The sequence below is a fragment of the Rhodococcus opacus B4 genome (assembly GCF_000010805.1).
Lineage (GTDB): Bacteria > Actinomycetota > Actinomycetes > Mycobacteriales > Mycobacteriaceae > Rhodococcus_F > Rhodococcus_F opacus_C.
Genome location: NC_012522.1, coordinates 5,889,689 through 5,902,595, shown reverse-complemented (window position 1 = coordinate 5,902,595; position 12,907 = coordinate 5,889,689). Strand labels below are relative to the sequence as shown.

General features: G+C 65.7%; 9 protein-coding genes. 4 read left to right on the top strand and 5 right to left on the bottom strand.

Going from position 1 to position 12,907, the window contains the following annotated elements:
• Nucleotides 1-913 precede the first annotated feature (913 nt).
• The 3 genes from ROP_RS26930 to ROP_RS26920 all read right to left on the bottom strand — a co-directional run bounded on the left by ROP_RS26930 (nucleotide 914) and on the right by ROP_RS26920 (nucleotide 3,537).
• Nucleotides 914-2,137 carry a hypothetical protein gene (locus tag ROP_RS26930; RefSeq protein WP_015889177.1) on the bottom strand — a complete coding sequence of 408 codons (1,224 nt, stop codon included), beginning with the start codon at nucleotides 2,135-2,137 and terminating at the stop codon, nucleotides 914-916.
• Between the two features lie 378 nt (nucleotides 2,138-2,515).
• Entirely contained in the window at nucleotides 2,516-2,767 is a 252-nt protein-coding gene (locus ROP_RS43845; protein ID WP_015889176.1) for a PIN domain-containing protein, read from the bottom strand.
• A complete protein-coding gene (locus ROP_RS26920; RefSeq protein WP_015889175.1) occupies nucleotides 2,737-3,537 on the bottom strand; it encodes a helix-turn-helix domain-containing protein in 801 nt (266 codons plus the stop codon). The genes ROP_RS43845 and ROP_RS26920 overlap by 31 nt, the downstream gene beginning before the upstream one ends.
• A 749-nt stretch (nucleotides 3,538-4,286) precedes the next feature.
• Here ROP_RS26920 and ROP_RS26915 point away from each other — a divergent pair.
• Genes ROP_RS26915 through ROP_RS26905 form a run of 3 tightly spaced genes read left to right on the top strand, consistent with a single transcriptional unit; the run spans nucleotide 4,287 to nucleotide 7,662 of the window.
• Nucleotides 4,287-6,650, top strand: coding sequence for a sensor histidine kinase (locus tag ROP_RS26915; protein WP_231868990.1), 2,364 nt, complete (start codon nucleotides 4,287-4,289; stop codon nucleotides 6,648-6,650).
• Nucleotides 6,647-7,045 carry a roadblock/LC7 domain-containing protein gene (locus ROP_RS26910; RefSeq protein ID WP_015889173.1) on the top strand — a complete coding sequence of 133 codons (399 nt, stop codon included), beginning with the start codon at nucleotides 6,647-6,649 and terminating at the stop codon, nucleotides 7,043-7,045. Before ROP_RS26915 ends, ROP_RS26910 begins: the two co-directional genes overlap by 4 nt.
• Nucleotides 7,042-7,662, top strand: a complete 621-nt coding sequence (locus tag ROP_RS26905) for a GTP-binding protein (protein WP_015889172.1) — start codon at nucleotides 7,042-7,044, stop codon at nucleotides 7,660-7,662. The genes ROP_RS26910 and ROP_RS26905 overlap by 4 nt, the downstream gene beginning before the upstream one ends.
• A 5-nt stretch (nucleotides 7,663-7,667) precedes the next feature.
• On the opposite strand, the gene ROP_RS26900 is transcribed toward ROP_RS26905, so the two are convergent.
• Both ROP_RS26900 and ROP_RS26895 read right to left on the bottom strand, forming a co-directional pair.
• Nucleotides 7,668-11,132, bottom strand: coding sequence for a serine/threonine-protein kinase (locus ROP_RS26900; RefSeq protein WP_015889171.1), 3,465 nt, complete (start codon nucleotides 11,130-11,132; stop codon nucleotides 7,668-7,670).
• A gap of 100 nt (nucleotides 11,133-11,232) precedes the next feature.
• A complete protein-coding gene (locus ROP_RS26895; protein WP_043825377.1) occupies nucleotides 11,233-11,544 on the bottom strand; it encodes a hypothetical protein in 312 nt (103 codons plus the stop codon).
• Nucleotides 11,545-11,847: 303 nt separating this feature from the next.
• On the opposite strand from ROP_RS26895, the gene ROP_RS26890 reads away from it, so the two are divergent.
• Nucleotides 11,848-12,819, top strand: coding sequence for a hypothetical protein (locus ROP_RS26890; protein WP_015889169.1), 972 nt, complete (start codon nucleotides 11,848-11,850; stop codon nucleotides 12,817-12,819).
• The last annotated feature ends 88 nt before the right edge of the window (nucleotides 12,820-12,907 follow it).

Sequence of the window (12,907 nt, the reverse complement as noted above, 5' to 3'; positions counted from 1 at the left end):
TTTCGGCGCGAGCACTCGGGGCTCCGGTCGTCAGTCGTGCGTGCCACTCATCGAGCGCCGCAACTGTCGAGGTTATTGCCGGACCGCAGGTGAGACCGAACGCCTCTGCTCCGGGAGCCTTCGACGGGGTGAGACACGGCGCGATTCTTTCGTCTACCGCAGTGATGTATGGCTGGGATTCTTGCGGCATCGTGATAGGTGGCTGCGCGACCGTGGTAGTCGGCGTGCTGGTCGCCGTAGTCGCGGTGTCGCTTGTCGAACTGCCGCATCCAGCGAGCACCAGTGCGACTCCAAGACCAACCGCACAAACCAACGTGGCGTGTCTACTACGGACTGACATTCTGACTCCGAGGGGCATTGCGGCATTGCCGCTGGGTAAGACTGCGGAATGATGCCACAACCGCCCGAGCCAAACCAACGTGGTACAGCCGTACTGCTCCCACCTGTACCTCCTGGGTACCTCCACCTGAAGCGCGCACGCACCGTTGCGGCCTGCCAACGAGCCGCCCCCGAAACGCACACGAACCGCGGAGAAGAGCCACTCACCTGCAGAAATGATCGTGGAACCGAGGCGACCACCTGCACTTCAACAGCGGCTCAAACGCCCGTTCTAACGCCGAAACACTTTCCCAAGCTGAATACGCGGGTTCGATTCCCGTCATCGGCTCCATGGGTGTTCACCCATCAAGGCCCGTTGGGTTCACCTATTGGCCCGCGATTTCCTTCCGGCGCGGATTGCGCCTTCTCCCGGCGTTCGTGGGCTGGATTCTCTTTTCGACGGGCCGCGATCCGCCCGCTTCAGGCCTTGATGGTGGTGTTTGCTGCGGATTCGTGGGTTACCAGCGGCTCGACTTCGTGGGTTGGCCGCAGTCGTGCTGCGGAATCCGAAGATTCCGCTGCCGGGGCGGGGTAGTCATCTGCCGGGACCGGTGACTGCTGGGGTCGCGGCGTGGCGGGCGGAGGTGAATCGACTCCGGTGTCTGCGCGGCCGGTGCTCCGGCTCCGGTTCTCCGAGGAACCGACCCCAACAATCCAGCGTTCCGCGGCGGGTGGCCGCGTCGTGCAGGATCAGCAGGTTCAACGCCGCGAGGGTGAACCCGGCGAGCAGGGTGTAGCGGCGGATCCCGAACCCGCGGAAGAACCCACGATGCCAGGTCATCCGGTTCCGCTTCAGGTCCGCGAAGACACTCTCGATGCCCACCCTGCGGTGATACGACGCCTCCCACGCGAGGGTGCCGTGCTGGAACGGCATCCGCATGTCCGGGTAATCCGAGTCGGTCAGGGTGACCGTGCGCCCGCACCCGCATGCCGTGCCCGGTGTGCGGGACGTCGTCGGCACGCTCTGCGGTTCGCGCATCGAGATCGGGTTGTTCGGGCAGCGCACCCGCGCCGGTGGGACAGCCGGACCGCGGTACCGCCGCGACCCGTCCGGACGCCGGGCGCCGTGTAGAACGAAGGCGTAGGCCTGCCGCGCCTGGTGCTGCCGCTCGAGCCGCGCACGCACGCCGACGTCCATCTTCGCCTCGATCGGCTCGATGTCGTGCAACCCCTCGGGAAGGCTGGTCGGGTAGAGAACGCCGTCGATCCAGATAGTGTCGCTGCCCCCGGGGCCCGGGTGCGTCCCGCGCTGGACCGGGTGCAGGTCGTAGATGGTGATGTAGCCCAGCCGCCAGACCGGGATCGCGAACGTGTCGTTGGTGACGTAGTTGTAGGCGCGGTCGGCGATGAGTTGGCGCGGCTTTCCGATGCGGTCACCGAGTGCCTCAACAGCGGGCAGGCCGCAGTTTCCCTTGTGCGACCCGGCTGGTGAGAGGTTCATCGACCGGTCGACGAGCACCACCGGGCCGCGGCCGGGGCCGGGGCCGGACAGTACATCGGTGATCACGTGCAGGTCATAGCCGCAGAAGAAGATCGTCTCCTCGAACTCGCTGCTGCGCCAGCCCATTCGGGCGTCTATGTCGATCGTGTAGATGTAGCGGCCATCGGCGCCGACCGAGGCGTCGGGCAGGTGATGGCCTTGCCGGCGGGCATGCGGATGTGTCGGATCCGGTGGGGCGAGCGGATGATCGGGGGGCGGAGGCGAGTCGGGGTCCGTGTCGACGAGCGGTTTGCGGTGACGCACCCGCGCCCAGGTCACACCAGGCCACAAAACGCGGAATGTACGCGCACCCTCCCATCGCCATGAGGTCGACTGGATTGAACTCCCGGTTCCTGACGGGTGAGCGGGTGCCCCCGATCGGTTCATTGCGGTCGCGTCGCGGGACCTCCGCCCGGATCGACAACCTATGACATGGGTGAATAGCTCCTCCCCCTTCCATCCAACTCGACGTCGTGGGGTACGAAGCAGGAAGCGCCACGACACAATACGAACAACTTCGCTCATGTCTGGCCGCGCAGGCGATCCCCCTCGATCACGCAGCAGTGCAAGGGCATCGTTCATGCCGTAGCGCACCACCAACTGATCGAGGACCTCCGCCACGGTCATCGACGGCCGCGCCAGGCGGGTCGCGAGCATCTACACCGCCCGCGCAGCGGCTGCCGCCGACGCCGACACTGTGTCGGCCGCAAACTCCGCCGGCGAGATCACCTGGATGTTCCCGGGAACTCGTTCTCGAGGAAAGCCTTTCAGATTCAGCGTGACGATCACCCCTGCCCCGCCGACGACGGCGGTCGCAACGACATGCTCATCGTCGGGATCGGACATCGAGAACGTGCCCTCGAGTGGCTCCCAGCCGGTCACCAGGGCGTCGACGAAGTGCTCGCGCATCGTTCCCGCGAGCCGCGCACCAGCGTTCGGGCGGTCGCCGCACTGTGCCCGCGTCGTTCCAGTTTCGCGGCCTCGTGGAACTCGAGCTCGTCGAGGATTACCTCCGACCACAACGGCCGGCACAAACCCTCGACCGCCATCGACAGCAGGAAGTCCCGCTGCAGGCTCGGCCAGGGAACACACGTGTCGAGAACTGCTGCGAACACCCCGGCTGCCTTATCGATCACCCGCCGCGGTGATCGATCCGCGCTACGGGTGCGCCGGCGCTCCGCGACCGCCTTATGCGCGGCCCTCAGCTGCTCCGCTACCACCGCTGGATCGTCCTCGTCGTCAATCCGAACAACCGTCTGGGCGAGTATCTCGTATTGGCGGGCACGGCGCTGCTGATACTCGAGCACATCGGGCAACAACAGCCGATGCCGAGTGCCGACCTCCGCCAGCAACTCCCCCACATCGATCAACCGGCGCACCGTCGGCCGGCTCACGCCCAGCAGATCCGCGGCCTGCTGCGTGGTCAACATCGTTGCCCGCGGTGCCACCGTCACCGCACGACCGGCCTGCAATTCGCCCACGACCTGCTTGAGCGCGGCATGCACCTCCGTCGGCAACTCCACCTGATCATCCTCCCCGACCAACAGATACCGCGGCTCCACCTGGTCCCCTCGGCGCCGCTCGTACGCCTCGAGGAAGCCGACCACCTCCGCCAATCCCACACTTTCCACCGCCTGCCGCAGATACGTGTGCTGATCCAACGCCTGCGCACCAATCACGAAACCCTTCTATTCGAATCAATCGAAACCGCTTTCGGATTTTCGAATAGACAACGCGGAGTGAAGGAACCTGCACCGTCGGGGAGTACGGAGCGTGCCAATCATCGCCCCCGGTCAGCGGCGTGCCCGCGGCCGTGCTTCGCACCCTCTACCGGCGCGATCACCGTGCTCCCGTCATCGTGGCGCCTCAGGCGTGCAAGCAACCCTCGAAAGGCCGGCAACCGGTCGGGCGTCCCGATGTCGTATCCCCTCGACTTGCATGCCGTTCTCCGGCTTTTCCGAACGTGGTGGGGTCCTTTGAGAGACCGAATCCCGACATCCTGACAGCGCTCCCACGCTCGACTTCCTCGGACATAGCCTCCCTGAAATGCCGGTGACTGTTCGGACACTGCCGGTCCGGTGCCTCCGCGCTGCCCCGCCCCATTCTCGTTCCCTGGAACCCATGACCCGAAAGGCACACGATGAGTCGCACAACCGCCGTGGTCGGCGGCTTCCGGCCACGTCACGGGCGGTGCCGGTCATGGGGGATCGCCGGATGGCCGCTCCGTTGGAAGATGGCGATCGTGTTGATCGTTCCGCTCACCGTTGCGACTGCGCTCGGTGGTCTTCGGGTCGAGCAGAGCCTGGGTGCGGCAGCAGACTTCACGAGCGTCGCCGATCGGGTCAAGATGCTCCCGCATCTGGTCGAGTTGGACGGAGACGCGTCCGTCGTGATGGGAACGCTGGCACAGCGCACGATTACCCCGGCGATGATCGACAGCCTCGACAGGTCAATCGAAGTGGTGGAACAGGCAGGTCCGGGGGCCGGGCTCTCCGAGGGTGCGGCCGCGGACGTTGCGACTGCCCTCTCCGATGCGCGAGCGTTGAGCGCGCAAGCCAAGCAGGGACCGACATCGACGGCGGCCCTCACCGAACAGCTCGCGTCGATCCGCTCTGCCTTGTCGAGGACGGTGGCCGCGATCACTGAGCCGATCGCCGATCCCGAGCTCATTGTCGAGACCGGCCGCCTCGAGGATCTGTGGTCGGCCCAGAAGCTGATCTCGGCTGAGGGTCTGTCCGTCGTCGCAACCTCGGCAATACTAGCCGGTGAATCCGGTGGAACTCTCGAGGCCGAGAGCATCAACTTGCTCGCGCACCTGAGGACCGAATCCGCTCTTCTCGACCGGGTGGCGCAACGGTATCCGCCTGATGACCCGACTGTTGCAGCACTACGGGCACGCAACGACGATCGAACCGCACTGGTGCAGAAGGTCACTCGTCGTGAGAGCGCAGATCAAGTCCTGACCGGACTCAAATACTCGCTGTTCGACAGCATCGACGACTACTCTGGCGCAGTCGCCACGGCGTCCGCCGGTCTGAGGGATGCGGTTGCGGCCAAGGCGGATGTGCTGCGGATCAGCGCGTGGCGGGATATGGCAGTCGTGACTGCGCTCCTTGTCGCCGCGATTCTGCTCGCCGTGGTCGTGGCTCGGTCTTTGCTGACGCCGCTGCGACGACTGCGACACGGCGCTCTCCAGGTGGCGCACGCAGACCTTCCAGGTGCGGTCGAACGCCTCAAGTCCGGGACGGAAGCTACAACGCTCCAGGTCGACCCCATCGACGTCCACACCCACGAAGAGATCGGTCAGGTCGCTCGCGCCATCGATGACATCCACAACCAAGCCCTCATGCTCGCCGGCGAGCAAGCCCACCTGAGACTGCAGATGAACAATGTCTTCGAAACGCTCGCCCGCCGAAGCAGGTCCCTGATCGACCTGCAACTGGAGATGATCGAACAACTCGAGTTCGAAGAACGCGACCCCAAGCGCCTCGACAACCTCTTCCGGCTCGACCACCTCGCCACACGGATGCGCCGAAATGGCGATAACTTGCTGATCCTGGCAGGCAATAGCAACCGCCGCGGTCGTCCGGCGCCGATCCAATTGGGCGACGCCGTGCGTGCGTCCATCTCCGAGGTGGAGCACTACCAGCGCGTTCAGGTCCAACCGGTGCCACCGGTGGCCCTGACCGGCGCTGCGGGCAGGGACCTCGTGCATGTGCTGGCCGAATTGTTGGACAACTCGTTGCACTTCTCACCCCCGGACAGTGCGGTGACGACCACCTGTGCGCGCACCATCGACGGCGGTATAGTCATCGAGATCGTGGACCGCGGAATCGGCATGTCACCGACCGACCTTCGGGAACTCAACGATCGAATCGCTTCGACACCCCAGGTCACTCCTGGCACGGCTCGCCACATGGGCCTGTTCGTCGTCAGCGAGCTGGCCAAGCGTCACGACATCACCGTCACCCTTCGCCCGACGCTGGACCGGCCGCGCAATACGGGAATCACCGCATCGGTCCACGTTCCCGGAGACGTATTGACTTCTGCTGTCGAGCCTCGAGTCCAGCCCATTCCCACCCCGCCCCAGGCTGCTGGTCGGTGTGACGATCATTCGTCCCACGGTTACGCCGCAGTGGTTTCCGAAGCAGGAGCCGCCACGGCCGTGGAACACCCTCCCAGCCGGACACCAACATTTCCCGCAGACCGTGGTGCGCGACGACCGGAGGCACCCGCACCCGGCGCTCTACCCCGCCGTCGACCCGGTGCGACCGGAATCGTCACCTCCCCACGACCTCACGCCGAACCCTCACCGCCGGGAAGCCCGGCGGTGAGAGACGAACGTGCGCCTCGACATCGCTTGGATACGGTGCGGACGGCATCGTTCTTCCAGCCACGACTGCTTGCGCAAACGCCATCGGAAGACCCGACGACACAGACCCCAATCTTCGCCAGTATCGCTCCCCTGTGGCTGACTGACCCCGCCAAGACCGCCACCGACGTTTCGCAGCGGTGGGTTACGCGAGCGGATACCGGCTGGTCGGCCGCACGGCGCGCAGCGCTGGGTTCCCAGGCACCGGTCACAGACAGCGGCCTTCCGCAGCGCGTGCCCGGGCAACGCCTGGTTCCCGGCGGTGTCGACGTCGACGACCAGGCACCGGTTCGTGTCCGTACACCCGAAATGATCCGCGCACACCTCACCCGTCACCAAAGCGGTGTTCGCGCAGGTAGGACGGGCACACGTTCAGTCCTTGGATCACTGGACCCATGGCAACAGGAGGAATCTTCGTGACGAGACGTCGCACGTTGGATTGGTTGGTGTCGAATTTCGCCCGCGACGTTCCTCGCGTGACGCATGCCGTGCTTGTTTCGGCCGATGGTCTGTTGATGGCCGCGAGCACGCATTTGCCACTCGATCGGGCCGAACAGCTCGCCGCGGTGACATCAGGCCTGGCCAGCCTCTCGGCCGGGGTCTCGACGTTGTTCGAGGGCGGTGGTGTCTTGCTGTCGGTCGTCGAGATGCAGCACGGTTATTTGTTGTTGATGAGTGTCGGGGACGGCTCGCAGCTGGCCGCCCTGACTACAGCCGAGTGTGATATCGGGCAGGTTGGTTACGAGATGGCAATTTTGGTCGAACGGGTCGGATCCGAAATCGAGGCCATGCCTCGTTCGGCAGTTCGGTCATGATTCCGTCAGGATTACGTTCGCCCAGCCCTGAAGGGTCGAACTTCTCGGCCGGCCGGGTCACTTCGGCCAAGATCGTGATCGCGGGCGGGTTCGGTGTCGGGAAGACCACCCTGGTCGGGGCGGTGTCCGAAATCGTTCCGCTGCGGACCGAAGCGATGGTCACCGACGCCAGCACCGATGTGGACAGCGTCATGGCAACCCCACGGAAGGTGACCACCACCGTCGCAATGGATTTCGGGCGCCTCACCCTGGCAGACGATTTGGTCCTCTACCTCTTCGGAACACCGGGCCAGCACCGGTTCTGGTTCATGTGGGACGACCTTGTGCGCGGAGCGATCGGCGCGATAGTACTGATCGACACCCGCCGACTCGACGACAGTTTCGCCGCTGTCGACTATTTCGAATCCCGCCGGCTTCCCTTTCTGGTTGCTGTCAATGACTTCGATGACGCTCCGCGATACCCGTTGGATGACATCCGGGCCGCGTTGGCAGTCGCGGCCGATGTGCCGATCATCTGCGTCGACGCGCGCAACCGTGCCTCGGTCAAGGCTTCACTTCTCGAGATCACGACATACGCCCTCCAGGAGTTGAACAATCGAGTGTCTCATTCGCACTGACGTGATCAGGTCGGTTGCTTCTCCAGCTCGGCAAGATACTCGTCCAACACAGAGGACACCGGAGCGCCGATGCCATCCGTCCGGAGACCTCGTGCCAACCGGCTCACCGCAGGTCCGGCGTCGAGTACCGGTCGGACCAGCCCGAGTCGCGCGCACTGCTCGGCGAGTGGCCGCAGCTCCGTCAACGCGGCCTCCTCTCGTCCTGAGGCAGCCAACACTTCTACCTTCAGCAAGGCGGCATTGAGGAATGCGCGGGGGCGGGCCTGCAAATCGATCGACGCGACGAGGGCAAGCACTCGGGCGTACACCGCTTCCAGGTCCTGCACGTTGGACTGGGCAGTCAGGGCCTCGCGGATCATCGAGTCCTCGTCCAATTCCGAGGTGAGGACGACGATTCCGTTGTCCCAGTCGCTGCGAGGTCGGATCCCGCGGTCGATGGCGTGCGCCCTGGATGCCGCCCCGCCGAGCCCGGCTCGGACTCGTTCGTTGGCGATCCGCGCTTTCAGTCGGGGCAACCGCAGTCGTTGCGCCAGCCGGGCACCCTCGTCGAGACGTGACTTCGCCGCGTCCCTCTGCCCGAGCAGGCGCTTTAGTCGTGCACCCGTCCCGTAGGTGGCGAGCATGAAGTCGACGGTGCCGCCCTCCGCCCCCAGAGTGTGGCTGCGGTCGAGGAGACGGTCCGCTTCCGCGAGATGCCCCTGTTCGTACAGCAGGTCGCCGAGCAGGGCGGCGGTGAGCCGGGTGCCGTAACCAAGACCTTCTTCGGCGTCGGTGGCCAGGGCCATGGCGTGCCGGAAGCTGTCCTCCGCGGCCGGCAGATCGAGTTGTTCCCGTGCCGCTATCCCGGCCATGCAGTATCCGTAGATGACGCTGAAGGGGCCGTTGGAGCGCTGATGGTAGGGAAGCGCCCATTTCTGCCATCGGCGAGCGTCGTCGAAGTCGAAACGATAGATGGCGCGGAAGGAAGCAACGTCGGCAGCTCCGCACAGAACCCAGGGTCGCAGTGTGCTCGCCCGTGCCATGCATCCCTCGACGGCCTCGTCGAGACCGTCGATCTCGTCGTCGAAGACGGTGACGGTGGCCCGGATGAAGGCTGCCTCGACGCGCATATCCACCGTCGCGGGATCCTCACCTGCGGTGAAGAGAGCTGTTCCCGCGATGGAGAGAAATTGTTCCGCGTCGCGTGGGTGATGCAGCAGGGCGTGCGCCCACGCGAGCGCGATCTGGAGGCGGGGCCGGTCTCCGGTTGGTTTGGTCGGCAGTTTCGCGGCGAGGCCGAGGAGCGTTCCCATTTGCGACTGCTCGAGCAGGTCCATTGCGGCCTCTTCGACGAGCGTGACGGCGTCGTCCTCGTCGCCTGCGAGGAGGTAGTGGTCGACGGCCTGGCTGAGAAGGTGCCGGTCGGCGAACCACCCGCCTGCTTTCCGATGGAGCTCGACTACCCGGTCGGGATCCTCACGCTCGAGGCGGTGTTGGAGGAATTCCGCGAACAGGTGGTGATAACGGAACCAGTCGCCCTCGTCGTCGAGGCGTCGCAGGAACAGATCCCGTGACTCGATGTCCTCGAGTGCCGCTTGGCCTTCCTGGTCGCTGGTGAGTACGCGTGCCAAGCTGCTGCAGGTCTTCTCGGTGATCGAGGTTGAGAGGAGGAAGTCGAGGGTTCGTCGATCCAGGCTACCGAGGACGTTGTCGGCCAGGTATTCGCCGATGGCACGGTTTCCTCCGGTCAGGTGCTCGATCAACTCGCGGGGGTGCGGGTGATCGCGCAGTGCCAGCGACACCAATTGCAGTGCAGCCGCCCACCCGTCTGTCGACTGTTCGAGTTCGACGATGTCGGGTTCGTCCAGGGCGAGTCCCGAGCGGTCGACGAGCAATTGGGTCGACTCGTGAACGTCGAAACGCAACGCTGTGGAGTCTATTTCGATGAGCTCGTTGTGCACACCCATTCTGCTGAGTGGGAGACCGAGCCGGGTGCGGCTGGTGACGATCAGGTGCAGGTGGTGGCAGCCGTGTTCGAGCAGGAACGCCAGTGCCGATCGCGTGTCCTCGTTGGTCACGCGGTGCCAGTCGTCGATGACGAGGGCGACGTGGTGGTCGCCGGAATGGAGCCTGTCGATCAACGAGGTGAGGACATACCGTTCGCGGCTGGCGCCGTGGATCTCGATCTCCCGGACCAGTTCCCGACCGAAAGCTGGTTGCGCGACCGCAATGGCCTCGATCAGGTGGGTGAGGAACCAGATGAGCGTGTTGTCGTCGTTGTCGATCGTCAGCCACGCAGTGGCCACCCCCTCCCCTCGAAGTGCCTCGATGCGCTGGGCGGCGAGTGTGCTCTTGCCGAATCCCGCGGGTGCATGAATGAGCACGAGACGGGGGCGGCCGCTGCGGCGCAGGCGTTCGAGTAAGTGGGTTCGGGCCACCGCCGCCCCCGGTGTGACAGGTGGGCGGTACTTGGTGGATGCACTCGGCGGTGGCTCGAGCCGGGCGCCGCCGGCGGGTCGGTACCGCAGGTATTCCGAAACCCCGGCCCCGATTTCGTTCGAGGGCCGGAAGGGGCGGTCGTCGTCACCGGCAAGGGGAAGCGGCAGGTCGGCCAACGCGAGGCCGATCTGGTCCCCCGCCCCGCGGAGCACGGCGCCCAGCTCGGCGGCGGTGGCAGGGCGATCTGCGGGGTCGCGGGCCATCGCCGTCTCGATCACGGCGCAGACGGCGTCGGGGATGCCCTTGTCCCGGAGATCGGGCAGCGGCTCAGTGCCGATGCGCAGGAGCTGGGCGAAGACCTGTTCACCCCGACGACGGGCATAGGCGGGGTGGCCGGCGAGTGCGGTGAACAGTGTTGCACCGAGTCCGTAGACATCGGTGACGGTCGAGGCATCGGCGCCGCTGAGCAGTTCCGGCGCGGTATAGGCCGGAGACCCGGCCACCAGTCCGTCCCGGGTGGTCTCCTCGCCTCCGGTGATGCGGGCTATACCGAAGTCGGTCAGCTGTGGTTCGCCGTACTCGGTCAGCAGGATGTTGGCCGGTTTGATGTCGCGATGCAGCACTCCCCCGCGGTGCGCGGTTTCGAGAGCACCGGCGAGTTTGACCCCGACGGCGAGTACCTCGGCCGCAGTCAGGGGCCCGTGCGCGGCGATCCAGGATTCGAGGGAGTCGCGGCGATGGAACGGCATCACGATGTAGGGGCGTCCGGTGTAGGTAATTCCGGCTTGCAGGACGTGAACGATGTTCGGGTGCCCGGACAACCTCCCCATTGCCTGCTGCTCACGCAGGAAGCGCGCGCGATCCATGTGGTCCGGATCGGGACTCAAGACTTTGACGGCCACCAAGCGGTCGAGCGATGGTTGCCGGCATCGGTAGACAATGCCGAAGCCGCCGCGCCCGGCGATGCACGCGTCGTCAAAGCCTTCGGCTGCCAGCTCCGCGACGATGTCCGCGTCGACCTGGCGTTGGGTGTTTTCCGTGTCGTCCGGCATGGTTTGCCCTCAGCGCGTCGCGGCCGGTTCGTCGATGCGCCGCGTCCGGGCTGACCAGCGCTTACCCATTGGGGTCTCCTCGCGATGCGACTACCCCATTCTAGGTATCGACGGCCCCACCGGCGCCGGAAAAGAACCGGCGATATCGAGACGTGGCGATCCTGCAGTAGAGGCAACCGAGCACCACTGCTGCGGTTCCCACGACCCCGTAGGCCGTGCCCGGCATGAGAAGGACGTCGTGCGACCAGCGCGGAGACGTCACCGACCTGCTCACCAGACTGAGCTGGAGCTCCCCGGTGCCACTGAACACCAGGTAGGGCCCCATCAATCGACTCGAGTGCATCACCGCGAAGGCAAGCAGGCCGAAAAGGATCAGACCGAGGCTGATCGGGCGACCGGTCGTGACCGTCACGAGCAGTCCTGTGGTCGTGGATGCAGCCGCGAATGCTGCGCAGACCGTCTGCGCGGGTGACCAGTTCGGCGAAACCAGTCGATCCGGTATGTCGTGTACTTCCACCAGATGCCCCCGGGCGTGGTTGACGGCATGACTTCTCGTCACGTTATGAGGACGGATCGCTGGCCGGCACGCGAAGTTGTCATCGCCGGCGTTGCGACCCGGATCCGTACCTCGTTGTCCGGGATAGCCGAACCCGATCGTGGGCGCGTGGTGCGATGGCACAGAGTGTGTGGCATGCAACACTCCTCGGTGATTCGGATGAGCAACAGTGGTGGGCCGCGGCCCTCCCTCGCGGGCTCGGACCGGCGTCGTGTCGCGGTGATCGGTGGGCACGGTGGCCGAGAATTTGTCGAAAGCCTCGCCGACCGGTGCGGGGGCATCCTGTCGGCGGACATCTTGGTCTCGGGCCGCGTCGCCGACGAGTGGTTCGGTGTCGAGCGCGTGTGCTCGCAGCTCCGCACCATCGTGGTTCCGGAGCTGGAGTCTGTCAGCCGGGGCGATCTGATCGCCCGCTACGACGCCGTGGTGTACGCGTTCACCTCGTTCCGGGACAGGCCGCTGTCGGTGCCTGGGGCTGGACTCGAGGGCAGTGTGTGGGCCGATGACATCACCGATGTTCCGGAGCGGTTGCCGGATTGGTCGCGCGCGATTGTTGTGGGCTCGGGTGAGCGAGCGAGCGCCGCCGTCCGGGCGGTGGCCCGCACCGCGGGCCGACGTGGCGGACAGGAGATTGTCCTACTCGGAGGTTGCCTCCCCGGGCAGCGGGCTGTGGTCGACGGTCTACCCACGCGGCTCCAGGGTGTCGCAATCGACGTTCGTGGGCAGGGCCGGCTCCTCCAGATACGGGGTCGTGGCCGCGTCGAGGCGGTGGTGTCCGGTGAGCGCGATGGGTCCTCGCAGGTGCGGTCGGTGCAGCTGGTGGTCAATGCGACGGGTGAGCTTCCCGCGGTGATGGCGGGCCTGCCCACGCACTCGTCCGGGCTCATTGCGCACGAAGGGGGATGTATCTCGGGGACGGCACACGAGTTCGTGCTCGGCCCGTTGGAGAGCCGGGGCGCCACCTCGGAAGAGGACGCCCTAGCGGGTGGGATCCTCGCCGGCCGGGTTGCCCGGCGGCTGGATGATTGCCGGGGGGCGTGGTCGCATGTCGATCCGTTCGAGTGGCTCGAATTCCGGCACGGTGCCGTTCTTGCCGCCGGACGGTCACGCCCGTCCGTGATGGTGAGCTGAAGGCGTCCCATCGATCGGGATAGCCGCATGCCCACTCGTTCGTGCCGGTCACCGGCACGAACGAGTGGACCCGTGTGTGAGCTGCCGC